Annotated in this window: 26 protein-coding genes and 1 pseudogene; 7 read left to right on the top strand and 20 right to left on the bottom strand. The window is 70.5% G+C overall.

Annotated features, from left to right (window positions below):
• Positions 1–20: 20 nt before the first annotated feature.
• The 4 genes from FN829_RS05585 to FN829_RS05570 form a co-directional block, all read right to left on the bottom strand.
• Positions 21–1,475, bottom strand: coding sequence for a small ribosomal subunit Rsm22 family protein (locus FN829_RS05585; protein WP_142986009.1), 1,455 nt, complete (start codon positions 1,473–1,475; stop codon positions 21–23).
• Between the two features lie 4 nt (positions 1,476–1,479).
• Positions 1,480–2,253: an NAD(P)-binding domain-containing protein gene (locus FN829_RS05580; protein ID WP_142986008.1), complete on the bottom strand. Its 774-nt coding sequence runs from the start codon at positions 2,251–2,253 to the stop codon at positions 1,480–1,482.
• 79 nt (positions 2,254–2,332) lie between these two features.
• The gene (locus tag FN829_RS05575; RefSeq protein WP_142986007.1) at positions 2,333–3,592 is read right to left on the bottom strand and encodes an MFS transporter; all 1,260 of its coding nucleotides are present in this window, start codon (positions 3,590–3,592) and stop codon (positions 2,333–2,335) included.
• A 76-nt stretch (positions 3,593–3,668) separates the two neighbouring features.
• Entirely contained in the window at positions 3,669–4,340 is a 672-nt protein-coding gene (locus tag FN829_RS05570) for a DsbA family protein (protein ID WP_142986006.1), read from the bottom strand.
• 54 nt (positions 4,341–4,394) lie between these two features.
• Here FN829_RS05570 and FN829_RS05565 point away from each other — a divergent pair, with 54 nt between their 5' ends.
• Positions 4,395–5,381 carry a class I SAM-dependent methyltransferase gene (locus tag FN829_RS05565; RefSeq protein WP_142986005.1) on the top strand — a complete coding sequence of 329 codons (987 nt, stop codon included), beginning with the start codon at positions 4,395–4,397 and terminating at the stop codon, positions 5,379–5,381.
• 65 nt (positions 5,382–5,446) lie between these two features.
• Positions 5,447–5,737, top strand: a pseudogene (locus tag FN829_RS05560) (DUF5779 family protein); the annotation flags it as partial.
• Between the two features lie 33 nt (positions 5,738–5,770).
• Here FN829_RS05560 and FN829_RS05555 read toward each other — a convergent pair.
• From FN829_RS05555 to FN829_RS05545, 3 genes are all read right to left on the bottom strand, one after another.
• The gene (locus tag FN829_RS05555; RefSeq protein WP_142986003.1) at positions 5,771–6,208 is read right to left on the bottom strand and encodes an RNA-binding protein; all 438 of its coding nucleotides are present in this window, start codon (positions 6,206–6,208) and stop codon (positions 5,771–5,773) included.
• Positions 6,209–6,222: 14 nt separating this feature from the next.
• Positions 6,223–6,411 (bottom strand): DUF1918 domain-containing protein, encoded by a 189-nt coding sequence (locus FN829_RS05550; RefSeq protein ID WP_142986002.1) that lies wholly within the window; start codon positions 6,409–6,411, stop codon positions 6,223–6,225.
• Positions 6,412–6,517: 106 nt separating this feature from the next.
• Positions 6,518–7,099 carry a DUF7524 family protein gene (locus FN829_RS05545; protein WP_142986001.1) on the bottom strand — a complete coding sequence of 194 codons (582 nt, stop codon included), beginning with the start codon at positions 7,097–7,099 and terminating at the stop codon, positions 6,518–6,520.
• 105 nt (positions 7,100–7,204) lie between these two features.
• Here FN829_RS05545 and FN829_RS05540 point away from each other — a divergent pair, with 105 nt between their 5' ends.
• Positions 7,205–8,113 carry a universal stress protein gene (locus FN829_RS05540; RefSeq protein WP_142986000.1) on the top strand — a complete coding sequence of 303 codons (909 nt, stop codon included), beginning with the start codon at positions 7,205–7,207 and terminating at the stop codon, positions 8,111–8,113.
• A 7-nt stretch (positions 8,114–8,120) separates the two neighbouring features.
• Here the strand turns inward: FN829_RS05540 and FN829_RS05535 are convergent, their stop codons facing one another.
• Together FN829_RS05535 and FN829_RS05530 are read right to left on the bottom strand one after the other, a co-directional pair.
• Complete coding sequence (locus FN829_RS05535; protein WP_221929820.1) at positions 8,121–9,329, bottom strand: MFS transporter; 1,209 nt, start codon at positions 9,327–9,329, stop codon at positions 8,121–8,123.
• Positions 9,330–9,482: 153 nt separating this feature from the next.
• The gene (locus FN829_RS05530) at positions 9,483–10,766 is read right to left on the bottom strand and encodes an MFS transporter (RefSeq protein WP_142985998.1); all 1,284 of its coding nucleotides are present in this window, start codon (positions 10,764–10,766) and stop codon (positions 9,483–9,485) included.
• A 341-nt stretch (positions 10,767–11,107) separates the two neighbouring features.
• On the opposite strand from FN829_RS05530, the gene FN829_RS05525 reads away from it, so the two are divergent.
• The 3 genes from FN829_RS05525 to FN829_RS05515 all read left to right on the top strand — a co-directional run bounded on the left by FN829_RS05525 (position 11,108) and on the right by FN829_RS05515 (position 13,535).
• Positions 11,108–11,596 carry an Lrp/AsnC family transcriptional regulator gene (locus FN829_RS05525; RefSeq protein WP_142985997.1) on the top strand — a complete coding sequence of 163 codons (489 nt, stop codon included), beginning with the start codon at positions 11,108–11,110 and terminating at the stop codon, positions 11,594–11,596.
• Positions 11,593–12,735, top strand: coding sequence for a pyridoxal phosphate-dependent aminotransferase (locus FN829_RS05520; protein WP_142985996.1), 1,143 nt, complete (start codon positions 11,593–11,595; stop codon positions 12,733–12,735). Before FN829_RS05525 ends, FN829_RS05520 begins: the two co-directional genes overlap by 4 nt.
• Before the next feature lie 119 nt (positions 12,736–12,854).
• The gene (locus FN829_RS05515; protein ID WP_185955694.1) at positions 12,855–13,535 is read left to right on the top strand and encodes a GIDE domain-containing protein; all 681 of its coding nucleotides are present in this window, start codon (positions 12,855–12,857) and stop codon (positions 13,533–13,535) included.
• Between the two features lie 73 nt (positions 13,536–13,608).
• Here FN829_RS05515 and FN829_RS05510 read toward each other — a convergent pair whose 3' ends face one another.
• The 7 genes from FN829_RS05510 to FN829_RS05480 form a co-directional block, all read right to left on the bottom strand.
• Positions 13,609–14,616: an ABC transporter permease gene (locus tag FN829_RS05510; protein WP_142985994.1), complete on the bottom strand. Its 1,008-nt coding sequence runs from the start codon at positions 14,614–14,616 to the stop codon at positions 13,609–13,611.
• Entirely contained in the window at positions 14,609–15,346 is a 738-nt protein-coding gene (locus FN829_RS05505) for an ABC transporter ATP-binding protein (RefSeq protein WP_142985993.1), read from the bottom strand. Before FN829_RS05505 ends, FN829_RS05510 begins: the two co-directional genes overlap by 8 nt.
• Before the next feature lie 2 nt (positions 15,347–15,348).
• Complete coding sequence (gene nosD, locus FN829_RS05500; protein WP_142985992.1) at positions 15,349–16,920, bottom strand: nitrous oxide reductase family maturation protein NosD; 1,572 nt, start codon at positions 16,918–16,920, stop codon at positions 15,349–15,351.
• A 4-nt stretch (positions 16,921–16,924) separates the two neighbouring features.
• Positions 16,925–17,740: a hypothetical protein gene (locus FN829_RS05495; protein WP_142985991.1), complete on the bottom strand. Its 816-nt coding sequence runs from the start codon at positions 17,738–17,740 to the stop codon at positions 16,925–16,927.
• Positions 17,741–17,816: 76 nt separating this feature from the next.
• The gene (gene nosZ, locus FN829_RS05490; RefSeq protein WP_185955693.1) at positions 17,817–19,916 is read right to left on the bottom strand and encodes a TAT-dependent nitrous-oxide reductase; all 2,100 of its coding nucleotides are present in this window, start codon (positions 19,914–19,916) and stop codon (positions 17,817–17,819) included.
• The gene (locus FN829_RS05485; protein WP_142985990.1) at positions 19,906–20,307 is read right to left on the bottom strand and encodes a BlaI/MecI/CopY family transcriptional regulator; all 402 of its coding nucleotides are present in this window, start codon (positions 20,305–20,307) and stop codon (positions 19,906–19,908) included. Before FN829_RS05485 ends, nosZ begins: the two co-directional genes overlap by 11 nt.
• 91 nt (positions 20,308–20,398) lie before the next feature.
• Positions 20,399–21,190 carry a helix-turn-helix domain-containing protein gene (locus FN829_RS05480; RefSeq protein ID WP_142985989.1) on the bottom strand — a complete coding sequence of 264 codons (792 nt, stop codon included), beginning with the start codon at positions 21,188–21,190 and terminating at the stop codon, positions 20,399–20,401.
• A gap of 146 nt (positions 21,191–21,336) precedes the next feature.
• Here FN829_RS05480 and FN829_RS05475 point away from each other — a divergent pair, with 146 nt between their 5' ends.
• Entirely contained in the window at positions 21,337–22,137 is an 801-nt protein-coding gene (locus tag FN829_RS05475) for an aldo/keto reductase (RefSeq protein WP_142985988.1), read from the top strand.
• 64 nt (positions 22,138–22,201) lie between these two features.
• On the opposite strand, the gene FN829_RS05470 is transcribed toward FN829_RS05475, so the two are convergent.
• The 4 genes from FN829_RS05470 to FN829_RS05455 form a co-directional block, all read right to left on the bottom strand.
• The gene (locus FN829_RS05470) at positions 22,202–22,555 is read right to left on the bottom strand and encodes an SHOCT domain-containing protein (RefSeq protein WP_142985987.1); all 354 of its coding nucleotides are present in this window, start codon (positions 22,553–22,555) and stop codon (positions 22,202–22,204) included.
• A 64-nt stretch (positions 22,556–22,619) separates the two neighbouring features.
• Positions 22,620–22,937 (bottom strand): hypothetical protein, encoded by a 318-nt coding sequence (locus tag FN829_RS05465; RefSeq protein WP_142985986.1) that lies wholly within the window; start codon positions 22,935–22,937, stop codon positions 22,620–22,622.
• A 180-nt stretch (positions 22,938–23,117) separates the two neighbouring features.
• Entirely contained in the window at positions 23,118–23,705 is a 588-nt protein-coding gene (locus tag FN829_RS05460) for a helix-turn-helix transcriptional regulator (protein ID WP_142985985.1), read from the bottom strand.
• Positions 23,706–23,911: 206 nt separating this feature from the next.
• Positions 23,912–24,958: a phosphotransferase family protein gene (locus FN829_RS05455; RefSeq protein ID WP_142985984.1), complete on the bottom strand. Its 1,047-nt coding sequence runs from the start codon at positions 24,956–24,958 to the stop codon at positions 23,912–23,914.
• Positions 24,959–25,011 lie beyond the last annotated feature (53 nt).

Raw genomic sequence — 25,011 nt, 5'->3', positions numbered from 1 at the left:
TCGAGTCGCCGATCGCTCGGTCAGGGCGCGACGACGTCGACGACGGTCTCGTCGTCCACGACGACGTTGTACGCGCCCTCGTCGCCGTTCCAGAGCACGAGCCCGTTCTCGACGAAGACCACCGCGCCGTAGTCGGCCCCCCGGAGCCCGTCGTTGAGGACCGTCTCGCGCGTACAGACGAGGTAGTGGTCGACCGACTGGGAGCCGTCGCCAACGCGGTACACCGCGTTCTCCCCGTCGCTCAGGTCGTGGCTGAGCTTCACCGCCAGCAGGTTCACCCGGTCGGTGACGTGCTCCTCCGAGTCGGCCATCCGCGCGCAGCGGTCGTCGCTCGCGCGGACGTCAACCCGGCGTTCCCCGTCGGTCCGCAGGATCGAGTAGGCGAACTGGACGTCGACGTTGTGGAACTCGCCCGGCTCGTCGGTCGCCTCGCGGGCGGCCGCCTCGTCGAGCCGGCGCTGAAACGGCGGGACCGCGAGGTCGTCGCGGACGTCGAAGGACCACCCGCGGTCGCTCGGGGACGCGCCGGGCCAGAGCCGGATCCCCGGCGAGTACACCTCAACGCCGCTCTCGGGGGTCGCGACCGCCCGCTCGGCCTCGCGGAGCCCGATCGCCGTCTCGCGGTCCGCCGGCGCGAGCGCGAGGAGGCTCCCGTCGGCCGCGAGCGCGTCGGTGGCGGTCTCGAGGACGGCGACCGGGTCCTCGAGTTCGGAGAGGACGTTGCCGAACAGCAGCAGGTCGAACGGTTCGTCGAGCGGGTCGGACCGCTCGGACCGGCCGGACGGCCCCTCGAGGCCGAACAGCGACTCGGCGGTCGTCCGGTGGACCGTCGAGCGGAAGTTTCGGCCGGTCTCCTCGAGCAACCGGTCGAGCACGTCGGCGGCGGCGCTGGGTTCGACGGCGTGGTACTCCACGACCGCGTCCTCGGGGAGGTAGTCGTGGAGCCCGAGCGCCGGCCCGCCGACGCCCGCACCGACGTCGAGGACCCGGAGCGTCCGATCGATCAGGCCATTCTCGGCGAGGTCGTCGAGGACGTAGCCGATCGCGGCGTAGTAGCCGGGAAGGTGATATATCGCGTAGCCGAGCGCGGCCATTCGATCGTACTCGACGTCGTTGCCGTAGAGGTAGTCGGCCTTGAGCCGGCGGATCGTCTCCCGGAGTTCGTCGCCGGAGTCGCCGACGTGCCAGTTCGCACCGAACTCCGCGACGAGGAGGTCCTCCAGGGCGAACGCGTACGCCTCGGGAAACGCGTCCGGTTCCCATCCCGGCGGGCTAACCGGATCGTCGTCGACCGGGACGAAGCTCCCGTCCTCGCGCTCGCGGAGCCGGAGGTCGAACGCCTCCTCGCGAAGCGTCTCGCGGACGACCGCTGGGTGTGGCGTCCCTTCGATGTACTCGGTTATCTCCTCGGGGTCGATGGGGCGGACCTGACGCAGGTAATTGGCGGTGTTCCGGACCGCCGCTCTGTCGATCATGAGTTCACTCGTGTCGTTCGCGGGGGTCGCGCTCGCCGCGGGCGCGCTCGTAGAGGTCGGCGAACCGCTCCGGGTCGGCGTCTGCGATCTCGCGGGCCGCCTCGGCGACGTCGTCGGCGCCGTCGAAGGCGCGCTGGATCTCGGCGTACACCGCCGGCGACCCCTCCGTGACCGTGTCGGCCACGTCGTCGAGGGCGGCCGAGACCGGGGTGTGGAACTCCTCGCGGACCTCCTCGCCGGCGAGCCGCCACGCGAGCACCGCGGCGTGTGCGCCCGCCTGGACGGTCTCCATCGCGCGGTCGTGCTCCGCCGCCGTGGTCTCGAAGACCTCGTTGCCGCCGGCCTCGATCGCCGCGGAGACGGCCTCGATCGCGGGCCCGGGATCGTCGACGACGGCGGCCACGTTGCCGGGAACTCGCGGCGGCGCGAAAAGCGGGTGGTAGCTCGCGCGCTCGAGGTCGGGGGCGTGTTCGCGCATCGCCGCGATCGACGCCGTCATCTCGCCGGAGACGTCGAGGATCGTCTGGTCGGCCCGCGGCGCGTACGCCGCGACCGCGTCGGGCACCGCCGACATCGGGACGGAGAGGCAGACCGCGTCGTGGGTCGTCTCGGCGTCGACCGGAACGGCCTCGGCGTCCCGAGTCGCGGCGGCGTCGGCGGCGACGGCGGTGTCGCGGTCGGTGAAGGTCACGCTCGCGTCGGCGGGCGAGCCGTCGGCTGTGAGGGTGTCCGCCACCCAGCGGCCGATCTCTCCCGCGCCGACGACGAGCACGTCCATTCGTCGTCCGACCCGAGGACCCGAGAGCGGTAAAAAGGCTCGAATCGGCCGGAGGGCCGGACCGGTCTCGCCACACGAATCAGTCGCCGCCGGTCGGCGAGGCGGAGGATGCTCGCGGCGCGACCGCGCGAACGGCCGGAAGCAGTGCCAGCGCGATGGCGAGTTCGAGCCCGCCCACGGCGAGGAAGGCGGTCCGGTAGCCGAACGCGCCGGTCGCGCCGCCGCCGACGAGGAAGCCCGTCAGGAACCCGAGCGAGCCGAAGACGTTGAACGCCCCCATCGCCGCGCCGCGGGCGGCCGGGTCGACGAGGTCGGTGACGAGCGCCATCGTCGCCGGAGCCATGAGCGCGCCGCAGACCCCGACGAGTACCATCAGCCCGGCCGCGACCGGATAGACGGGCGCGACGCCGACGCCGATCGTGACGACGCCGTAGGCGATCGACCCGAGGACGACCGGCCCGAACCGGCCGACGCGGTCCGACAGCGTTCCGAACGGCGACTGTAGCAGCGCGAACGGGACGAAAAACAGCGCGAGCGTCGCGCCCGCCCCGGTCGCCGAGAGCCCGAAGGTCGCCGGGTCCTGGAAGTAGTACACCCCGACCAGCGCGAAGAAGCCGGCCGTCAAGCGGTCGACGAATCCGAACGCGAAGGGAACGAGGAGTCCGGGAGTCTCGCGGGCGCGGGCGAGCACCTCACGGAATCCGGGGTCGGCGGAGTCGGCGGGATCCGCCGGGGCGTCGAGGTCACCGTCCGACCCGGCGACCCCGCCCGTCTTCCGGTCGTCGACGGTCGCCGCGAGCGCGCCCGCGATCGCGAGGACGATCGCGCCGGCGTACACGGGATAGAACGCGCCGAGATCGGCGAGCGCCCCGCCGACGACGGATCCGATCGCGGCTCCGAGGCCGATCGCGAGCCCGGCGGCACCCATGTTCCGGCCGTTGCCGCCGCCGAGATCCATCAGCATCGTGATCGCGAGCGAGAACGCCCCGATCGTGAGGGACCCGCCGACGACGCGGACGAGGAGGGCCGCCGGGAAGCCGAAGCCGAGCCGCGGCACCGCGGCGAGCGCGGCGTAGGAGGCGGCCCCGCCGAGCGCGCCGACCACGACCAGCGGCACGCGTCGACCGAGCGCGTCGCTCGCGGCCCCCCAGACCACGGCAAACGTCACGAACGCCGCGAACTCGGCGACGAGGAACCACATCCCCGCGTCGATACCCGCGGGTGCGCCGAGTTCGACCACGAGGTCTGGGACGCCGGGGTAGAGGAGGACCTGCGATATCAGCACCGCGAGCACGACGGCGACGAGCCGTCGACGGTCCCTGCGGTCGTCGCTCGTCATCCGTTTATAGGACGAGTCGGACGCTCAAAAGAGCGACGTTCGGGGGTCGCCGTGTCGGTCACACGGGGGCGACACCTCAGAGCGCCGATTCGATCGCGGCGATGACCGTCTCCGCGTCGTAGCCGTCGGTCGCCTCGCCGTTCACGAATATCGTCGGCGTTCCGGAGACGCCCATCGACTCGCCCTCGTCGCGGTCGCCCATCGACGCCTCCTCGTACGCCGAGAACTGGGCGTCGGCGATGGCCGCGCAGGGGTCGGCACCCGCCGCCTCCGCGGCGGCGCCGAGTGCCGGCCCGTCGTACTCGCCCTGCGACTCGTAGGCCGCCGTGGCGAACTCGAAGAAGGCCTCGTCGCCGGCGCGGTCGCCGACGCCGCGGGCCGCGCTGGCGACGGGGACCGCCCACGTCTCGTTCACCGGGATCGGGAAGTCCCAGTGTTCGTACCGGATCTCGTCGGTGACGATGAACTCCTCGCGGACGGCCGGGAAGTGCTCGAGCTTGTAGGTCGCACAGTGGCCGCAGGTGAAGTCCTCGAAGGCTCGAACGACCACGTCGGCCTCGGGATCGCCGAGGGTCGGGCGGTACTCGAGGTCCGGATCGCTCGGCTCCGAGAGGTCACAGCCGTACTCGCCGGTGTCGAGCGTGTTCCCGCCGTCGCTTCCCCCGCCGTTCCCGCCCGCACAGCCGGCCAGTCCGAGCGCGCCGCCGGCCGCGACGCCGGAGAGCAGCGCCCGCCGCGTGTGTTCCATGTCGGCGGTTCGGGGTGGGACGCACTTAACCACACCGAGAGCCTCGAACCGGACGTGATCCGACCGTCGACGTACGAACACTCCCGATACCTGGAGGCCAAACGCACCGTCGACGACCGCGCCCTCCACCGCCCGACGCTTGACCGGCTGCGGGAGGCGCTCGAGGGCCGGGCCGCCCCACTCCGCGTCGTCGAGGCCGGCTGTGGGACCGGGACGATGCTCCGGCGACTCCTCGAGTGGGGAGTGCTCCCCGACGAGATAGTCTACCGCGGGTACGACCTCCGGGACGAGGCGCTCGACCGCGCGGTCGACGAACTCGAGAGGTGGGCCGACGGCGCGGGGTACGGGGTCGGAATCGACGACTTCGAGACGACGCGGACGGTTCGCCTCGACGCGCCCGGCACCGGGACCGTGACCGCGACGTTCGCCGCGGCGGACGCGGTCGAGGTCGCGCGCCGGTCCGACGCCGAGTACGACCTGCTCGTCGGCTGCGCGTTCCTCGACATCGTCGACCTCGACCGGGCGCTCGACCCCCTCCTCGGGCTGGTTCCGGACGGGTTCGCGTACTTCCCGATCACCTTCGACGGGGAGACGTTTCTCGCCCCCGAACACGGGGACGAGGCGGAGGTCGGCGGAACGACCGAACGCGTCGTCCTCGACGTCTACCACGCGACCATGGACGCGCCGGGTCGTCCTGGCGGGAGTCGGACCGGAAGGGACCTGTTCTCGGAGTTGCCGGCCGTCGGCGGCGAGGTCGTCGCCGCCGGCGGCTCGGACTGGCTCGTGACGCCGCCGTACCCGGCCGAGGAGGCGTACTTCCTCCACCACCTCGTCGACGGGATCGAGGGGGCGGTCCGGGAGGCCGTCACGGAGGGCGGTGGCGAAATCGGCGGCGACGGCGACGAGGCCGCCTCGCAGCTCTCGCCTGCCGCAGTCTCGGCGTGGGCCGACACGAGACATCGCGCGGTCTCTGACGAGCGGCTGACCTTCGGCGCGCACAACCTCGACGTGATCGCGCGCGTCGGGTCGAACGACGGGTAGCGGAGGCGGAAAGGAGCGTCCGCGCTTGCCCGAACGCTTTTGCCGGCGTGAGTCGACCCTGGAGTATGAGTGACTGGGACCTCGACCTCCGCGACGCCGAAGAGCAGATGGACGAGGCGTTCGCCGACGCCGGCGACGTCGTCCTCGGCGTCCTCGATGGGTCGACCGACCCCGAGACGTGGATCCGCACCGTCGATTACGGCAACACCCTCGTGTTGTCCGTCGAGGGCGACCTCAACCAACTGGCGGCCGGCTTCGCTCGCGAGATCAAGGACATGGGCGGCGAACTGATGCACTTCCGCGGGTTCCTGATCGTCTCGCCGCCCGGAACGGGGATCGACACCGACCGACTGAACCGGTAGTGCGGTCCGCGATCCCTCCGATCGTCGTTACGACGAGTCGGCGAGCCGGGAGAGCGTCTCGCGGGCGTTCTCGACGGCGGCCTCCTTCTTCGCCGGGTACGCCTCGACCTTCGCTCGAACGGTGATCCCGGGACCGAGCCGGACCTCGCCGCGGAACGCGGCCTGCTTGTCGAGCCGCATGAAGAGCGCGCAGTTGTCGTCGACCCGCTGGTCGAGCTCCGCGAGCACGCCGTCGAGGTCGTCGAGCTCGGCGATCCGGTCGAGCACGTGACGCATCCCGTCGGCGCGTTCGATCCGCGCGGAGAGGACGACGATCCGGTCGCCGTGGTGGCCCACGTTCTCGACGCGGTCGAGTTCGGCGTCCTCGGGTAAGAGCGATCGGAGCGCCTCCTCGACGCGCTTCTCGTCCTCGGTCGCGTACGAGAACGCCCGGAGGTCGACGTAGTGGAACGGGACTGCGGGCACGGGCGGAAAAGGAGCTACTCCTCGCTCTCGACGGCTTCCAGCGACTCCTCGGGGACGCCCGTCTCCTGGCCGTCCTCGAAGCTCACGGTGTAGGTCGCGTCGCCGAACATCGTCTCCATCACCTGCGTGATCCGCCCGGTCTCGCCGTCGTACTCGCTGTGTTTGTCGTGGAGGACGACCTCGTCTTCCTTCTCGAAGCTCATGTCATCCGGTTCCGCCGGGACGCTTAAAAGCGCGCGGATCCACCTCGAACCGGGTCGGAGCGTCGCCCAGTCGAGGACAGCTCACCACAGTATGGTCGAGGACGGCTCACCACAGCAGGTACAGCGTGGCCGCGAGCGTCACCGCGAGCACGACGGCGACGGCGAGAAAGACCAACGCGCTGTCGATCGCGAACGCGGCCACGACGGCGAGCGCGACTGCCAGAAACGAGACGAGAAGCGCCGGCACGCCGCCGCGTTCGACCGCCCGTTCGAGTCCCGCGGCGAGCCGGGTCGGCCACGGGGGCGGCGGGGTGCGCTCGGGGGGTTTCGCGAAGCGCTCGTCGACGACGACCTCGTCCGGGGCCACCTCGGGCGGCGGCTCGATCCGCACGTCGACGTACGCCGTGTTCGAGCCGTATCCCGTCACGACCTTCAGCTTCCCGCGGACGGGTTCGTCGACCTCGACGGCCGAGACGTGGACGCGTTTGACCGCGTCGTCCTCGACGTAGTGGTTCACGGTGGCGATCGAGGCGACCCGATCGAGGTCGTCGTCGAGATGGAGGTGGACGTGAGTCGAGCGGCCGCGGTTCGCGAGCTCGATCGAGAACGGGGCGGTCGTGGTGAACCGGTCGGGGGCGCTGATGGAGTGCACTTCGTCCCCGTTCAGTTCGACGGCGAGAGTCGACACGCGTAGTAGCTCACACCGCGACCAAAAAAAGATTCAGTTCGCCGAGGTGCGTCGAATCCGGATGCGAACCCATTAGCCACCGGGGGATCTACTTCGAGGAGACACATGTACGACGACATTCTGTTTCCCTTCGACGGGAGCGACGGGGCCGTCGACGTGCTCGATCACGTCGTCGAACTCGCCGGCTTCGCCGACGCGACGGTCCACGTCCTGTTCGTCGCCGACACCGCCCGGGACAGCGTCACCGTGATCGGAGGTGAGACCGTCGACGTCCTCGAGCGACGGGGCGAACGTGTCCTCTCGGCGGCGACCGAGGTGCTCGCGGCCGCCGGCGTCGCCCACGACACGGAGGTCCGCCAGGGGAATCCGGCGCCGACGATCGTCGACCGTGCCGAGACCGCCGGGGACGACCTGATAGTGATGCCGACGCGGGGCCGGGAGGGACTCTCGCGACACCTCCTCGGGAGCGTGGCGGAGAAGGTGATCAGGCACTCCGCGGTCCCGGTGCTCACGGCCCGGATGCGACCGGACGAGCGGCTCGCGTTCCCCTACGATCGGATCCTGATCCCGACGGACGGGAGCGACGGGGCGGCGGCCGGGGTCGAACACGGTCTCGCGCTCGCGACCGCGCTCGACGCGACCGTCCACGGCCTGGCGGTCGTCGACGACGAGGGGTTCGACCCGCTCTCGGGAGTCCTCGTCGACGGCGCGGACGACGAGGACGACGAGGACGGCCCCGTTAGCGCCGTCGACGGGAAGGCCGCCGCGAACGACGCGCTCGACGACCTGGCAGCCGCGGCCGAGCGCCACGGGGTCACGGAGTTCGGCAGGCACGTCGAGCGCGGGGACCCGGTCGAGACGATCGTCGACGCCGTCTCCGAACTCGACGCGCACGCGATCGTGATGGGTTCGACTGGAGATCACGGCGACGATCGAGTCCTCCTCGGGAGCGTCGCGGAGCGGACGGTCCGAACCGCACCCGTCCCGGTGATCACGGTCCGAGACGGCGCGTGAACGCGTTTTAGTAGTCGACGTACGCGAGCGCGAACGCCACGACGACGGCGCTCACGGCCGCGATCCCGAGGAAGCCCTCGTCGAAGTAGCCGCGGTCGGCGACCGCCCCGAAGGCGACGGGGCTCACCGCGCCGACCACGATGTACACCGTACGGAGCGCGCCGAGCTTGCTCCCCCGCGAGCCGTCCGGGAGCCTGTCGGTCAGGTTGGAGATGACGACGGTCTCGTAGCCGAGGATGGCGCTCGCGAGCACCGTGAGTCCGACGAACGACGGGAGCCCGCTCGCGAACGGGAGCGCGGCGAGCGTCAGGGCGGTTATCCCCATCATGATCGCCAGGGGATACCGGACGCCGACGCGGTCGTACGCCCGGCCCGCGACCGGCTTGATCAGGCTTCCAAGCGCGAAGAAGAAACCGAACAGGACGGTCGCGGTGGTCGGGGAGAGTCCCTTCACGTCGATCAGGTACGTCGGGTAGAACCCGATGAACGCCTGGACGACGGTCGCCCACAGGACGAGCAGGACCATCGAGTGACGAACCACCGGCCGTCGGAACAGCGGCGCGAGGTCGCCGACCGAGAACGCCTCGCGGAGCGACGCGGTCCCGGAGGGACTGGAGGGGACCGTGAGCCACAGCGCGGCCGCCGCGACGACGAAAAGCGGGATCACGACGCCGAACCCGTACTGCCAGGCGACCGCGCCCGCGAGCACGCCGGCCGCCGGCGGCATCACCGCGTTTCCCACGTCGCCCGCGGCCATCGTTACCCCGGTCGCCGTGCCGAGTCGGTCGGGGTAGATGTCCTTGAGGACGGTGAAACGCGAGACGCCGTACGTCGCCGTTCCGAGCCCGAAGAGCGCGGTTCCGGCGAACAACAGCGGCGGCGAGTCGGCGACAACGACGAGCGCGAGCATCGCGGCCGCGAGCAAGGAGCTGGCGACGAGCAGCGTCCGCTCACCCGCCCAATCGGCGAGCATCCCGCCGGGAAGCTGACCGATCCCGTAGGCGATCCACAGCACGGTCAACAGCAGGCCCGCGGTCGTGAGCGTGAGTCCGTACGTCGACCGGATCGAGGGGAGCAGCGCCGGATAGATCATCCGAGTGCTGATCGAGAGGAACCAGCCGAACGCGACGGCGGCGAGCGCCTTCCCGCGGCCGCCGCCACGGAGGTCCGCGATCAGCCGCCGGGGCACGGAAACGTACCGTTCGAGGGAGGACACTACCCGATACACCGCCGTTCGGGGTTTCAATCTTCCACTCCCTGAAAGGCTCGCCGGAGAACGTGGCCGACCGTCCATCACCGGTATCGAACGGTTTCCGGCCCCGACCTCGCCACGTCGTCAGCGCGGAGTCGCCACGTCGTCAGCGCGACCTCACCACGTCGTCAGCGCGGCTCGGCCGTGGTCGCGGATCAGGAACGCGAGGAACGCGAGGACGCCCGTGATCGCGAACGCGCCGCCGACGTGGAACACCGAGGCCATGCTCACCTCGACCATCAACCACCCGGCGACCAGCGGTCCCGCGACGGAGCCGGGTCGCCAGACGAGCTCGCGGATGCCGAAGCTGGAGGCGACGCCGCCCTCGTCGGTCCCCTCGTCCGCGAACAGCGCCATGCTCGCGGGCTCGCGGAAGGAGTCGGCGACGCCGAGCAGCCCCGAGAACGCGACGAGCGGGAGGTACGCCGGCGGGAGCGTGCCGAGGAACGGGAGCGTCACGTCGGCGCCGAAAGCGGTGCCGATCGCGGGCGCGAAGGGGATACAGACCGCGACCAGCCCGTAGGCTCCCCCGCCCGCGAAGACGAAGAGCGACCGGCCGTAGCCGTCGGAGAGGCGGCCGGTGAACAGCTGGCCGACCATGTTCGTCGCCTTCTCCACCGTGACGGTGACCGCGACCGCGGTCGCGCCGACGGCGAGACCGCCCGAGGCCATCGCGGTCCCGGCGTAGATCGGCACCCACGTCCGGACCATCGTCACGGCGAAGGCGTACTGCGCGCGGAACGCCGTGATCGAGACGATCTTCCGGTTAACCGCGAGGTCGGTGAACGGGAACCCCTCGGTGCGGGTGGGATCGGGGTCGAGGACGCCCCAAACGACGACCCACGCGAGGACCATCAGGACGGTGATGACGGTGAAGATGGGGCCGAAGCCGACGGCGTCGTAGATCACGCCTGCGGAAAGCGACCCGACGATCGAAGCCGAAAAGGAGGCCGCGTTCGCCTTGCCGATCTTGTCCGCGCGGGTGCCCGTCTCGGCGACTTGGCCGACGAGCGAGAGCGTCATCAGCGACACACCGGTTACCGCGACGCCCTGGAGCCCGCGGATCAGGACGAACGACGCGGAGGAGTCGACGACGGGGAACAGCGCGTAGACGGCCGCGCCGGCCGCCAAGACGGCGAGGAGGACGCGACGCTTGTCGAACCGGTCGCCTGCCCACGCGAGCGGCACCACCGCGACCGTCTGCGCCAGCGTGAACCCGGTGGTGTACATCCCGATGATGAACCCCGCCGAGACGCCGATCCCGAGCACGGTCGTCGCCTGCGGGTCGAGCGTGTTGATGTACGTCGGCAGGAGCGTCAAGAGCGTGATGAATCCGAAGCCCTCGGCGAACCGCGTGAGGTAGAGGGCCCAGAACTGCGACCGGCTGTCGGCGTTGCTCACACCGGTACGCCGCTCACGGGTTGGAAAGGGATTGCGATCCGGGCCGGACGTGCCGAGACTTTTGTCGACGGAGTCCCTCGGGTCGGACATGGGCGACCCAGCCTGCGATCGCCGGTTCTGTCCGGCGTGCGACCTCGCGGTCTCTCGCGAGGACGACGTCTGTCCCGACTGCGGCGCGCCGATCGGTCCCACCGACCGGTGAACTCACCGACCCGCGACCCGGCGGAACCGGGAGCGAATCGCGGCGACCGAGACGACGAGCGGGGCGAACGCAGTCGCGCCTTCCCGGGGACGCTTGCGTGCGTCGCCATATTCAAACCCTCACCACCTCACGTGTCGGTATGGAAGCAGAGCGCGAGGTACTCGACGTGTTGGCGCGGAACGCTCGCGAGGACATCGAGGACATCGCGGCCCAGACGGGCCTCGACGCGGAGGGGGTTGAGGCGGCCATCGCGTCGCTGGAGGCCGACGGCGTGGTCCACGGCTACCAGGCCGTCGTGGACTGGGACCGCACGGAAGACGGGAAGATCCGCGCGCTCGTCGAGATCAACGTGGCGCTCGACCGCGAGACGGGCTACGAGGAGGTCGCGGACCGGATCGCGAAGTTCCCCGCGGTCGACGCCCTCCACCTCGTCTCCGGCGACTACGACTTCGCCGTCGAGGTGCTCGGCGGCTCGATGGACGACGTCTCGCGGTTCATCTCCGAGCAGGTCGCGCCGATGCCGGAGGTCACCCAGACGGTCACCCACTACATCATGGAGACGTACAAGGACGGCGGGGTCCGCTTCGCCGACGGCGACGACGACGACCGGCTCTCCGTCTCGCCATGAGGACGGCCGATCGCGCCCGCGAGCTCCCCGAGTCCGGGATCCGGAAGTTCTTCGAGCTGGCGGAGGCCCGCGACGACGTCATCTCGCTCGGCGTCGGCGAGCCCGACTTCTCCGCGCCGTGGGCCGCGCGCAACGCCGCGATCGACGGGCTCGAACGCGGACGAACCTCCTACACCGCCAACCGCGGGACCGTGGAGCTTCGCGAGGCGATCGCCGTCCACCACGAGCGGTACGACCAGTCGTACGATCCGGGCGAGGAGATCCTCGTCACGACGGGCGCGAGCGAGGCGGTCGATCTGGCGTTCCGCACGCTCGTCGACCCCGGCGACGTCGTGGCGATCCACGAGCCCTCCTACATCTCGTACGCGCCGGGCGTCGAGCTCGCCGGTGGCGAGCCGCTGTCGGTCCCGACGCGCGCCGTGGACGACTTCGCGCTCACTCCCGATCGGCTCGAGGCGGCCGGCGCGGGTGAGGCCGACCTGCTCGTCCTCTGTTACCCGAACAACCCGACCGGCGCGACGATGACCGACGCGCAGCTGGCCGAGGTGGCGACCTTCTGCCGCGAGAACGACCTCCGGGTCGTTGCCGACGAGATCTACTCGGCGCTCACCTACCGCGGGGATCACGCCTCGATCGCCACCCAACCGGGAATGCGCGAGCGCACTGTCGTCGTCAACGGCTTCTCGAAGGCGTACGCGATGACGGGGCTCCGGCTGGGGTACGCGCTCGGCCCGGCAGACGTGATCGACGCGATGAACCGGATCCATCAGTACACCATGCTCTCCGCGCCGACGACCGCCCAGATCGCCGCCCTGGAGGCGCTCCGGAGCTGCGACGACGAGGTGACGGAGATGGTCGAGGAGTACAACCGACGCCGTCGGCTCGTCGTCTCCCGGTTCAACGCGATGGGCCTCGACACGTTCGAGCCCGGCGGGGCGTTCTACGCGTTCCCGGAGTGCGGCGGCGACGACGAGGCGTTCGCCGAGGCGCTGCTGGAGGCGGAGGGGGTCGCGGTCGTGCCCGGTTCCGTCTTCGGCGCGGGCGGCGAGGGCCACCTCCGGGTGTCGTATGCGACCTCGATGCGCGAGCTCAAGGAGGCCACGGACCGGATCGCGCGGTTCCTCGAGGAGCGGGACTGACGGGAGAAACCCAGAGCGGTCGACGCGTGCCCGAAAGATTGATTATTTGACACGAACATCGGAACGGCGGGTGTTCGCTCGTATCCACTGTCATCGGTCCGGTAACGGAGGAAACGCTCGTGTTGGCGCTCGCCGGCGTCGCGGCGCTGGTCGGCGTCTACCTCGTGGTCTGGGGAGTCAACGGGATCAGGCGGACGATCGCGGTGTGGGCGAGCGATCCGATCCCGATCGAGGAGGCCCGTCTCGCGGACGGGACGATAGAGATCGAAGGAACGGCGGAACCGCTGTCGGGTACACTCCAGTCGCCGTACGACGAGGCCGAGTGTCTGGCGTACAGCTACTCGAAGAAACGAGAGAAGCGGGAGCGGAACGAGGACGGTGAGTACGAGACGGAGTGGCGGACCGTCGACTCCGGAGGCGACTCGGTTCCGTTCCTCGTCTCCGACGACACCGGATCGATACCCGTCGATCCGGCCGCCGCGACGCTCGGGTTGGACACCGAGTACAGCAGCCACGTCGGGGACGTGAAGAAGACCGAGAGCCGCATCGATCCCGGCGACGGAGTCCACGTCATCGGACAGAAGGTCCCCGCGGTCGAGACGGACGTCGACCTCGGTGACGAGCGGGCGTACGTCGGCGACGGCGAGGAGACCCCGACGTTCCGGATCACGAACGGGGGCGAACTGGAGACCGTCGCGCGGATGTTCGGTCGATCCGCGGGAAGCATCGCGCTCGGCGGGACCCTCATCGCTGCCTTCGGCTACCTGCTTCTCACGTCGGTTCCCGGAATCGCCGCCTGACTCGGTGTAACCGGGCTCTGAGGTCTGGAATTCGAGGTCCGAGTCCGGGTCCGGCTTCGAGGACACCGCCGACTCAGATCCGTTTCCGCCGGAGCGCGACCGCGGCGACGACGCCGGCGACCGCGACCCACGCGAGGAGCGACGCGAGGAGGAGTCCGATCGAGAGGCCGCTGCCGTTGAGCGCGGCCGCGAGGCCGGCGCTCGCGGCGTCCGTGGGCGCGAGCGCGAGCAGGCGGTACGTCGCGACCGGGTTCGAGACGATCATGGCGGCGACGAACTCGCCGGCCCCCCCGAACGCCGAGAGCACGCCGAGCGCGAGCAGGTCGTGGACGAGCGCGGTCCACACCCAGACGAGGAGCGAACCCGCCAGCGCGAACGTCGAGGTGGGCGCGAGCGCGGAGATCGCCACGCCGACCCCGAGGAGCGCGACCGCGACCGCGACGGTCGCGAGCAGGAACCCCGCGAACGTCGGCCACCCCGCCAGCCCGAACTCGCGCAACAGGAGCAGCCCCGGGCCGCCGAAGCCGAGGACGACGGCGCTCGAGAGGACGGCCGCCCGCCCGGCGAGGATCCCGAGGGCGGTCTCCGCGCGCGAGACCGGCAGCGTCAGGAGGACGCCGAGCCGCCCGCGCTCGGCCGCGCCCACGACCGCGCCGTGGCCGAACGCCAGCGCGGCGAGCGGCACGAGGTACGTCGCCAGCTCGACGTAGCTCGCGACCACGGGGTCGTACCCGCTCGGCGCGACGCTCGACCCGCTGAACGTCGCCAGCAGGACGGCGAAGACGGCGAGCAGGACCGTCAGCCCGAGCGCCCAGCCGCGGCGGACCGTGAGCCGGGCCTCCCGCCGCGCGAGACGGACGACGGTCCCCGGGCGCGGGAGTCCGCCGACGAGGCGGCCGAGGGAGGACGCGTTCCGGCCCTCCGCGGTCGCGGTCGGCTCGGCCGCACGCGGCGCCTCGGCCGTCGACACGTCGTCGACGGCGACGCCGCCGTCGGGGACGCCCTCGTCCGGCTCGTCGTCCGTGCTCCTCTGGTCCGGCTCCTCGCCGTCGCGCTCTCCGTCCTCGCCGGGCTCAGGCATCGCGACCACCCCCGGTGAGGGAGACGAACGCGCCCTCGAGCCCGTCCTCGTGGCCGTCGGCGAGTTCGTCGGGCCTCCCCTCCGCGAGGAGCCGGCCGCCGTCGACGACGCCGACGCGATCACAGACGCGCTCGACCTCCCGGAGCGCGTGCGACGCGAGCAGGAGTGTCGCGTTCGTCTCGTCGCGGACGCGGGTCAGGACCTCCCTGAGCGCCGCCACGCCGTTCGGGTCGAGTCCCGCGGTCGGCTCGTCGAGGAGCAGCACCGAGGGGTTCGCCAACAGGGCGGCCGCCAGCCCGAGCCGCCGGCGCATTCCCTTCGAGTATCCCCCGATGGGTCGGTCGATCGCATCCGCGAGCCCGACCGTCGCGGCCGCGCCCTCGATCCGGGCCGCCGCGTCGTCGGGACCGGACCCGATCCCGCGGACGTCGGCGTGGAACGCCAGCGTCTCGCGGCCCGTCTCGCCGGGCGGGAAGCCGGGGTCCTCCGGGAGGAAACCGATCTCCTCGCGGACCCGCCAGCCGGCCGCCGCGGCATCGCGGCCGCCGACCTCGACGCGACCCGCGTCGGGTCGCTCGTGGCCGGCGATCAGCCGGAACAGGGTGGACTTGCCCGCGCCGTTGGTGCCGACGAGGCCGTACGCGTCGCCGGGCTCGACCGTGAAGTCGACCCCGGCGAGGGCCTCGAGGTCGCCGTACCGTCTGTGGACGTCGGTGATGTCGATTCGCATGGTCAGTGGTGTTCGTCTCCGGGGTCGTCGTCGTACTCCACGGCCGGGTCGACGGCCGCGGCGTACGGGCGATACGACTCGAGGTCGTGGCTCGGCGTGGCCAGCGGGCGGTGGTCGACCACGCCCGCGGTCTCGACGACGGGGAACCGGCTCTCGACCAGCCGGATCGCGTCGAAGGCCGGGCCGGTCGCGAAGACGGCGGCGGTCGGGTGCTCCTGGACCAGCCGCTCGGCCGCGCCGGCCGGCCGGTGTCTGGCCTCGCCGACGCCGTCGCCGTCGCTGTCGGCCACGCGGGCGTCGGACCAGTGGTTGCCGCGGGTCGTCCCGTTCCACGCCAGCAGCTCGCGAGTCGTCGTCAGCACCTGCTCCCCGTTGTCGACGAAGTCGTTGCCGACGACCGCCGTCCCCTGGGTGTCGGCGCTGTGGTGGACGCCGACCCCGTTCGCGTAGACGAGGTTCCCGCGGACCTCGTTGTGCTGGGCGTTGTAGAGGAAGAGCCCCCGGTCGTTGGCGACGAGGTCGTTGTCGCTGACGACGCTGTCCTCGATCTCCTTGAGCAGGATCCCGTGGCCGCTCTTCCCGCGGTTCGCGACCGCGGTGTTGTTCACGGCCTCGACGCCCTCGCTCACCATCAGCGCGTACCCCACGTCGTTGCCGACGGCGACGTTGTCCGCGAGGCGGTTGTCGTCCGAGTACATGTAGTGGACGCCGTACCGAAGGTCCCACAGCGTGTTCCCCGTGGTCTCGACGTTCGACGCCCACGAGAAGTAGATCCCGTCGCGGACCCCGGTGATCTCGTTGTTCCGGATCTCGGATCCGGTCGTCTCCCAGAGGTTGATCCCGTTGCCGCGGTCGACGAAGCTCGGGTCCTCCGTCCCCTCGATCCGGGAGTCCCGCACGGTGACGGCGTCCGCGCCGTTCACCCAGACGCCGAAGGCGACGTCGGAGAGGTACAGGTCGGCGAGGACCGCCCCGTCCGCGTTCTCGGCGAGGAAGACGCCCGCGTCCTCCGACTCGAGGTCCTCGCCGGAATCGTGGATCCGGAGCCCCTCGACCGTGACGTTCGGGGCGCGGACCGAGACGACGGTGTCGTCGCCGCCGCCGTCGATCATCGCGGCCTCGGCCCCCCCGCCGCGGATCGTCACGTTCCGCGCGTCGACGACGACGGGATCGGCGGGCTCGAGGACGCCCGACACCTCGACGACGTCGCCCGCCTCCGCGGCGTCGACGGCGTCGGCGAGGTCGTCGTACGTCTCGGCGTCGCCCCCGGCAGCGCCATCATCCGATGACGCGTTCCCGGCCGTGGCGTCCCCGTCGCTCACGACCCTGGCGACGCCGGGTTCAGTCGGTCGGTCGGGGTCGTAGTCGGAGACGTCGACGACGGCGTCGCCGGTGGCGTTCACCGCGTCGATCGAGCCGCTCCCGTCGACGCCGCTGTCGGTTCCAGCTCCCGCCTCCGTCCCGCCCTCGACGGCGGCGACGGCCCCGCCGAGGACGGCCGCGAGGACGATCGCGGCCGCGAGGAACACCGCACGTGCCGGAACGAGCGCGCCGGGAGACGGGAGACGGCTCATCGGGTCACACCTCCGTCCGCGGGTCCTCGGCGGTCGGCCGTCGATCCGACTCCGCCACGGTCGGGTCCCCCTCCGAATCGGCCGCGGCCGGATCCCGATCCGACCCCGCCGCGGCCGGGTCCCGATCCGACTCGTCGGCGTCGCGACCCCCGAGCCGCTCCCGGAGCGCGCCGAGGGCCTCGCCGACCGTGATCCGCGAGTCCCGCAACAGGAACGCGACCACGAGCAGCAGGAACCCCGCTCCGGCGAGGTAGCCGCCGGGGCCGAACCACGCCACGCCGCTGATGTTGGCGATCCGGTAGCCGCCCAGAAGCGGCGGGGTGAACTCCGCGACGCCGACGACCGGTGCGCTCTCACCGAGCGCGTGGCCGGCCTGGTGGAGCCGGTACTGGACGATCGCGAACGTGCCGACGAACGCGACCGTGGCCCCGATCAGTTGGCCGAACAGCCCGAGCCGGAGCTTCCGCTCCGTGGGCGCGACCGCGACGAACACGCCCGCGGCCGCCACCGCGAGGAACACGATCGGCCCCAGGATCCACTCCGGGGCGGCGATCGCGTCCGGGTGGACCGCGTAGTTCGGGTCGACGAACACCGGGTCCGGGTAGTAGAACCCGACGTAGTGGTTGAGCGCCTGTACCTCCGCGAAGTCGCCGCCGAGCCGCGGGTACGCGTACAGCGTGACGAGCAACCCGTCGGGGTACTGGGGCGCTTCGAAGGCGATCCGCCAGACGGGCACCGTCAGCGCGACGACGAACATCGCCGCCGCCGTCACGGGCAGCGCCCGTCTGAGTTCCGTGAGTCGGTCGAGTGGGGCTGTCATGGCGTGGGTGAGGTTGGGTTGGGTGGGGGCGGGTGACGGCCGCGTCCGGCGGCCCGGCGGTTCGTCGGTCGGCGCCTCAGCCGTCGCGCGGCTCCACGAGGATCCGCGAGCGCATCTCGAGGTGGAGCGCGCTACAGAAGTACGCGCAGTACGCCCAGTACACGCCGGGCTCGTCCGCGGTGAACGTCACCTCACGGGTGTCCTGGGGCGCCAACGCGAGGTTGATGTCGTACTCCGGGATCGCGATCGAGTGGATCACGTCGCTCGTGGTCTCGACGTTGGATATCCGGATCGTGACCTCGTCGCCCTCCCGGACCGTGACCTCGGGGAAGGCGTACTCGTTGCGGCGCGCCCACATCTCGATCTCGACGGTGCTGTCGTCGACCCGCTCGAAGGACTCCTCGCCCTCGGGGACGAAATCGAGGTCGTAGTCGTCGGGATCCCACGTCTTCGCCGGCTCGATCTTGTCCCGGTGGACGATGCTCGCGTCGTGCGGCTCGGGGTACGACGGCTTGTCCTTGACCAGCTCCATCCCGGCGTCGTCGTCGCCGATGTAGAACATCTGGTCGTTCTCGGGATGGATCGGGCCGACCGGGAGGAACCGGTCCTTCGAGAGCTTGTTCAGAGACACCAAGTAGTCGCCCTGCGGCGACGCCGTGTACGACTCGCTCGCGATGAGGTGGCCGGGGTTGTAGTGGACGTCGTGTTTTTCCACGATCGGCTCCTCGGAGCCGGCCTCGGCCTCCACCGCCGCCTCGTAGTCCCACTTGACGACCTGCGAGTCGATGAACAGCGTCGTGTACGCGTGGCCGCGGTCGTCGTAGGCGGTGTGGAGCGGCCCCATCCCGACCCGCGGCTGCCCGAGGATCGCGTCCGCCGGGTCGTCGACCTCGGCGATCTCGTCGACGCCGATGACCGTACAGGTCGGGTCGAGCTTGCCGGAGGCGATCGCGTAGTTCCCGTCGGGCGTGACGCTGACCCCGTGGGGGCTCTTCGGCGTCGGGACGTACCGGACGACCGGACGGTCGCCCTCGTTGAGCGAACTGTCCATGGTGCCGTCGACGACCGGCACGCCGCTTATCTCCTCGTAGTTCCCGGCCTCGACGGCGTCCCAGATCGCGGGGATGTCAAACGCCTTCACGTAGTCGCGGTCCGATCGGGTCATCTCCCCCTGGGTGACGCCCTCCTCGCTGTTGTAGCCGGTCGCGAAGAACCAGCGTCCCTCCTTGCCGCCGTCGCCGTTGTCCATGTTGCCGTCGACCTCGACCTGCCACTCAACGTCCATCGTCTCGGGGTCGATGGCGGTGAGGACGGAGCCGTACGCGTCGGGGTCGTCCACGTCGCGACCGTCGTTGGGCATCGGCACGCGGAACTCCCCGACGCCAAAGACGAGCTGCGTGTCGGGAAGCTGCATACACGCGCCGTGGACGGCCTGGCTGTTGGGGACGTTCGTGATCGCGTCCGTCTCGAAGTACTCGAGGTCGACTCGGGCCATCCGCCCGTTCGCCTTGTCGTTGACGAACAGCCAGCGGCCGTCGTAGTCGTTGTCGGTCTGTGAGACGCGCGGGTGGTGGGTGTCACCCCACGTGTAGCCGCCGCCCTCCTCCAGGATCTCGCTCGACTTCGCGTCGTGACCGAACCCGCGGGCGCTCTCGGCCTGGAACACCGGGATCCGCATGAGCTCGCGCATCGAGGGGATCCCGACGACCCGGATCTCGCCGGTGTGACCCCCGCTGAGGAAGCCGTAGTACTCGTCGTGTTCGCCCGGGGCGACCGAGTGCTCGCCGCTCGCGCCCGAGGAGCCGCCTCCGCCGTTCCCCTCGTCCGAGAGGACGCTCGTACAGCCCGCGAGTCCCGTCATCGCGCCCACCGCGGCCCCGGCCTTCATGAAGTCGCGTCGGCCGAGCTCCAGCCGCGGGAGGTCGAGGTTGGGCCGCCGGGCGGCCGTGGCGTCGGTCCCCTCCGCGGTCGCGGCGATGTCGCGCTCGTGGTCGGTGATCAGGTGTTCGACGGTGCGCCCGTCGACGATCTCGGGACCGTCGTCGGTCGATCCCTCGTCGGTCCGTCTCTCCTCGGCCGCCCCGTCCTCGGTCGCGGAGGCGGTCCCCGCGGCGTCGTCGCGCTGTTCGTCGCTCCGTGCCTCCCGATCGTCGGTGGGATTCGGGTCAGTAGTCATCGTGTCGTGGTCGGGCTCCGGCGACGTCGGCGTCTCCGCCGTCGTCGCCGTCGCGTTCCGTTCGGACCGCGCGGGCGAGCCGCTCCGCCGCCGGCTCGCCGAGCACCTCCCGTACCTCGGCGGCGAACGCCGGTAGGAGGCGATCTCGGGCGACCTCGACGTCGAAGCGGTACCGGTGGCGGGTCGTCCCGCGGTGCGTCTCGACGTCGCGCTCGACGAGCCCCTTCTCGACCAGCCGGTCGACCGTCCGCTTGACGGTCGTGTACGCGACCTCGTCGCCGCGGCGACGTACCGCGTCGAGCAGGTCGCGTGCCGTGAGGGGGGCGTCGGCGCGCCGCAGGACGGCGAGGATCTCGCGTTCCCGCGGTCCGAGCTGTGTCCACTGGGTCATGGGTTCCCGGAGCCGAACGAGCCCGTTCGACCCCGCTGGTGATCACTACGGTCTACCCGCCCGCATGCCTGCCGCCGAACTGTTCGGCGGTTTAAGTATCCTGCCCGTCCGCGAAGATCTGCGAGAAGAGCGACGCCGTCACGATCCGGAGGTGTTCTGAGACGGTCGACTTCGCGATACCGAGCTCGTCGGCGAGGTCGGCCGCGGACGCGCCGTCGGGCTCGAAGTAGCCGTGCTCGGCGGCGGCGGCGGCCACCTCGGCCTGCCGGTCGGTCACGCCGGTGAGGTCGACGGGGACGACGTCACACCGCTCGTCCTCGGGACACCGGTCGACGAGGAGTCTGCGAAGTTCGACGTCGAGGCCCGCGTCCTCGAAGCCGTCGACGACCGACTCGAGCTCCTCGTGTCCGCCCAGGACGAACGAGACGAGGAGCTCGCCGTCGTCCATTCGCGTCTCGCGCGGCGACACGGGAAAGTCCGCGAACGCGGCCGTGAGTCCCCCGCACGAGCAGCCGGCACAGACGCCGTCGCCGGCGGCATCGTCCCCGCCCGTCGCGTTGCCGACGCTCGCGACCGCCTCCGCGTCGGTCGGCGCGGTCACTCCGTCGGTCGCCGCCCCGACCGCGAGCCCCCCGTCGGTCGCCGGACGCGCGTGTTCGTTCGCGTCGTGGGTGATCTCGTATCGACCGTGCGCGCGGCCGCCGAACTCGACGAACTCCAGGACCGACGGCGGGTCGTCGGGCGGTTCTGAGGCGACGAACTCGACCGTGTCGTCGACGGGGTCGACGCGGAGGTCCTCCACCTCGGTCGACCCGGAGAGCGCCGCCACGGGACAGCCCTCGCAGGCGGAGACCGCCAGTTGAACGTGGATCCCGTCGGTCATAACGGGCGGAGATACGCCTCCTTCATTCAAGTAACGCGGAGAGGGTTCCTACGACGTGAAAACACGACCGAACCGCCTCCTCACGGATCGGAAACGCTCGTTTCCGGCTGAGGTGGGCTTTTCACTCGGCGGAGAGACGTGTGGGTATGCCACCGATCGACCTCGGACTCGGACTCGGCACGTCCGGTCTCGACGACCCCGCGGAGTGTACGGAGAGCGTCGTGACCGCGCTGGAGGCCGGCTACCGCCACGTCGACACCGCACAGATGTACGACAACGAGACCGCGGTCGGCGAGGGGATCGCGAGGGCCGACGTCGACCGCGACGAGGTCGTCGTCGCCACCAAGATCCACCCGACGAATCTCGCGCCCGCGGACGCCCGCGAGACGGCCCGCGAGAGCCTCGACCGGCTGGGACTCGACCGCGTCGATCTCCTGTACGTCCACTGGCCCACGAAGGCGTACGACCCCGAGGCGACCCTTCCGGTCTTCGACGAGCTCCGTGAGGAGGGCGTCACCGACCACGTCGCCGTCTCCAACTTCACCCCCGACCTGCTCCGGGAGGCTCGCGAGATCCTCGAGTCGCCGATCGCGGCCCACCAGGTCGAGTGTCACCCGCGGTTCCAGCAGCCCGAACTCCGGGAGCTGGCCGCCGAGTTCGATCACCACCTCGTGGGGTACTCGCCGCTCGCGAGGGGTGAGCTGCTCGATGACCCGACGCTCGCGGCGGTGGCGGAGCGGAACGGGACCTCGACGGCGGTCGTCGCGCTCTCGTGGGCGCTCGCCCGCGACGTGGTCCCGATCCCGAAGTCGACCGGGGACCACGTGACGGAGAACCTCGCGGCGCCGGAGGTCGACCTCTCTGCGGACGACCTCGCCGAGATCGACGGGCTGGCCGGCGGTGGGCGGACGATCGACCCCGACGACGCGGCGTGGAACCGGGAGTAACGAGGAGAGGGGCCACCCCTTTCCAGTAGCCGGATCGGCTCCTCGGGTCACCCCTCCGGATCGTTCATTCGGACCGTTCGAGCCGTTCCCGTCGGTGTTCGAACTCCTCGTCGGTGAGCTCACCGCGGGCGTAGCGCTCACGAAGCACCGATGGCGCTCGTGTCTCCTCCTCTCTAGACGCTCGATCAAGGAGCGAGCGGGCGAGGAAGAGCGGGACGGCGATCAGGAGTCCCATCCAGAGGAGTCCCCAGAGGCCCATTCCACCGCCGAAGAGCCCCCAACCGCCGCCCATCATACCGCCGCCGTAGCCACCGCCGCCGTGAGCGGCAGCGGTACCCGTTGCTGTAACCAGCAGCGGAACGCCGAGCATCACGATTCGACGAGTCGTCCGTTCGAGAGCGTTGGTGTCGTGTGTCATTGTGATCGTTTGTTGGATGGTTCGTGAGTCTGTCGTGCCGAACGAGTGTCCCGGACGGGGATCGTTAGCAACCGTGCCTCCGTCCGTACATCCCGACCGTGGTGTGATCGTCCTCCGTCATGTCCTGGGCCGTTTCATCGACAGTCACACCCATGTGCGATTCCATCTCGTCAACGGCATCCGGTCCCATGTGGTCGGTCATGTGACCGTCCATCCAGGCCGCCCAGTCCGTCGTATCACCATCGACTGGCATCCCTTCAGCTGCCGTCTCGTTCCCCTGGGCCGGGTCGTCACCGTGTGCGCTAACTACCGGGGCGGCGAACGCGAGGCCGACGATCGCGAGCGCCACCAGCAGCCATCGTCCGAGGTTTCGGTTGGTCATCGTCTTTCGCCTCAGGTAGTCATACGGTGGGTTCGGGGTTATCTCCGAGGGTGAAAACTCAACGATTAGACCGTTCTAGAACGTCTATGGCCTCTTCTAACCGTTTCGTTCCACGGAGATCGTTCATACCTCTCGAATTCGAGAGGACGGGTGTCCAACAGCTGGCGGCCGTCGTCTCGGCTACTGCTGTTGAAGGTCCTCACTCGGATACACGCGGTAGGTCCGGCCCTGTCGTTCTCGGTACAGCAGCCCACGCTTTTCGAGTGAACTCACGGTCTGACTCACCTTACTCTTCGAGAAATCGGACCGGTCCCGGAGTTCGATCTGTGTGATACCGGGGGAGTCCAGGACGGGCTCGAGGACGCGTCGTTCGTCATCCGGCAAGAGATCGAGAACGCGCGCCCGCGGGTCCGATTCGGGATCGAGCGACTTCGCTCGTGAGTCCTCGCCATCCATCGACGCAGTCGTCTCCGTCGACGTCGGATCGGGACCGATACGCTCCGCCGAGTCGGTCGCTTCCGAGTCGGTGAGCTCTCCTCGAACCGCGAGATAGACGCCGCCGATACCGCCCGCAACCAGCAGGGTTCCAACCGCGTACCAGAGTGGGTCCGGTCCGTGCATCGTCCCCATGGACGAATCCATCATCGAACCCATCGACTGCTCGAAGGCGCGACGTCGTCGATAGGCCCGCCAACCGAGCGCCCCGCCGGCCGAGAGGACGAACCCGAGGAACACGCCGACGACCGTGTCCGCGCGACGTCGATTCACGTGACGGCCCCCCGCTGCGAGATCTGACTGCTCATACCCCCGATTCGGACGCGGCGGGTGTGACGATTGCGGATCGAAACTGCGATGCGAGTCGTCCACGGCGAACGAACCGCGGGACGACATGAGCGGTCACGGTCGTGATCGCCGCGTGAATCCTGTGGATTTCGTTCGACATACCGGAGAGGGGGTCACCGAGACGTGGTATACTACTCACCTGCCGCCGCGAGCCGCGCGTCCAGCTCCGCGTCGATCCGCTCGACGAGGTCGCCCATCGGCTCGTCGAGGTACGTGACCCACTGGTCGAGAAAGCCCGAGCGTCCGAGGACGCGGACCACCCGGTAGACGGGGCGTCGCTCCGTGAACCCCTCGGGGAGGTCGCCGGCGCGGTCGCGGTACCCTCGGTACACCGCCTCGCCGAACCGTTCCGGGCCCTCGTAGTCGAAGCCGTTACAGAGCTGGTCGCGCGCGCGGACCAGGTCGCGGGCGGGGTCCCCGACGTGCGCGAGCTCCCAGTCGAGAAGGCCCACACCGGGATCGCCGGCCGCGCCGGCCGCGCCGGCCGCAGCCGCCGCACTCGCCGCGCCGCCGTCGTCCTCCGCGAGGAACGCGTTCGGCGGCGCGATATCGCCGTGGAGCAGCGCCGCGGGGGCGACGTCGAGGAGCGCCCGGTTCGACTCGACACAGTCGATGACGGCGTCGAAGTGGCGGGCGAGCCGATCGGTCGTGCCGATCTCGCGGGTGTACTCGATCGTCGAGAGCAGCGTGTCGGTCCACGAGGCCGTCGCCACGTCGAGTTCGGGAGGATCCCCGGAACCCCCCGCGTCCCCACCTCCTCCACGGATCTCGCCGTGGTTCTCGAACCGCTCCGCGTGGAGGATCGCGAGCGTCTCGCCGACGCGATACGACAGCGCCTCGCGTCGGTCGTCGTCCGCTTCCTCGAGGACCTCGTGGAGGTCACGTCCCGGGGCCGGCGCGGTCGCGAGGTACGGTACCTGCGCGTTCGGATCGGCGGCGACGACCGCTGGAACCGGGATCGGTCGTCGCGTGGAGACGTACTCCAGAACGGCGCGTTCGCGGGCGATCCGGCTCCCGTCGCCGTCGAGCGCGACCTTGAGGTACGCGCGGCCGCCGTCGGTGAAATCGACGCCGACGGTCTCGTTGCCGCCGTTCCAGGAGGGGCCGACGTCGACGAGTTCTTCGACCGATCGGTCCGGGAAGGCGGCGGCGAGGGCCGTCTCGACGGACGCGTCCATGCCATCGCTGGTCGGGCACCGAGAAAAAGCGTTCCGCCCGGGTCCGGGAGGCG

Origin of the sequence: Halorubrum cibi (assembly GCF_900182635.1) — an archaeon.
Classification (GTDB): domain Archaea; phylum Halobacteriota; class Halobacteria; order Halobacteriales; family Haloferacaceae; genus Halorubrum; species Halorubrum cibi.
Note: the sequence above shows the minus strand (reverse complement) of the source record. Positions and strands in the feature narration are given on the sequence as shown.

Bases quoted from the DNA above. Each gene is read 5' to 3' on its own strand.
- FN829_RS05585 (WP_142986009.1), bottom strand. From the start codon at position 1,475: ATGATCGACAGAGCGGCGGTCCGGAACACCGCCAATTACCTGCGTCAG.
- FN829_RS05580 (WP_142986008.1), bottom strand. From the start codon at position 2,253: ATGGACGTGCTCGTCGTCGGCGCGGGAGAGATCGGCCGCTGGGTGGCG.
- FN829_RS05575 (WP_142986007.1), bottom strand. From the start codon at position 3,592: ATGACGAGCGACGACCGCAGGGACCGTCGACGGCTCGTCGCCGTCGTG.
- FN829_RS05570 (WP_142986006.1), bottom strand. From the start codon at position 4,340: ATGGAACACACGCGGCGGGCGCTGCTCTCCGGCGTCGCGGCCGGCGGC.
- FN829_RS05550 (WP_142986002.1), bottom strand. From the start codon at position 6,411: ATGAGCTTCGAGAAGGAAGACGAGGTCGTCCTCCACGACAAACACAGC.
- FN829_RS05540 (WP_142986000.1), top strand. From the start codon at position 7,205: ATGTACGACGACATTCTGTTTCCCTTCGACGGGAGCGACGGGGCCGTC.
- FN829_RS05525 (WP_142985997.1), top strand. From the start codon at position 11,108: ATGGAAGCAGAGCGCGAGGTACTCGACGTGTTGGCGCGGAACGCTCGC.
- FN829_RS05520 (WP_142985996.1), top strand. From the start codon at position 11,593: ATGAGGACGGCCGATCGCGCCCGCGAGCTCCCCGAGTCCGGGATCCGG.
- FN829_RS05510 (WP_142985994.1), bottom strand. From the start codon at position 14,616: ATGCCTGAGCCCGGCGAGGACGGAGAGCGCGACGGCGAGGAGCCGGAC.
- FN829_RS05505 (WP_142985993.1), bottom strand. From the start codon at position 15,346: ATGCGAATCGACATCACCGACGTCCACAGACGGTACGGCGACCTCGAG.
- nosD (WP_142985992.1), bottom strand. From the start codon at position 16,920: ATGAGCCGTCTCCCGTCTCCCGGCGCGCTCGTTCCGGCACGTGCGGTG.
- FN829_RS05495 (WP_142985991.1), bottom strand. From the start codon at position 17,740: ATGACAGCCCCACTCGACCGACTCACGGAACTCAGACGGGCGCTGCCC.
- nosZ (WP_185955693.1), bottom strand. From the start codon at position 19,916: ATGACTACTGACCCGAATCCCACCGACGATCGGGAGGCACGGAGCGAC.
- FN829_RS05485 (WP_142985990.1), bottom strand. From the start codon at position 20,307: ATGACCCAGTGGACACAGCTCGGACCGCGGGAACGCGAGATCCTCGCC.
- FN829_RS05480 (WP_142985989.1), bottom strand. From the start codon at position 21,190: ATGACCGACGGGATCCACGTTCAACTGGCGGTCTCCGCCTGCGAGGGC.
- FN829_RS05475 (WP_142985988.1), top strand. From the start codon at position 21,337: ATGCCACCGATCGACCTCGGACTCGGACTCGGCACGTCCGGTCTCGAC.
- FN829_RS05470 (WP_142985987.1), bottom strand. From the start codon at position 22,555: ATGACACACGACACCAACGCTCTCGAACGGACGACTCGTCGAATCGTG.
- FN829_RS05465 (WP_142985986.1), bottom strand. From the start codon at position 22,937: ATGACCAACCGAAACCTCGGACGATGGCTGCTGGTGGCGCTCGCGATC.
- FN829_RS05455 (WP_142985984.1), bottom strand. From the start codon at position 24,958: ATGGACGCGTCCGTCGAGACGGCCCTCGCCGCCGCCTTCCCGGACCGA.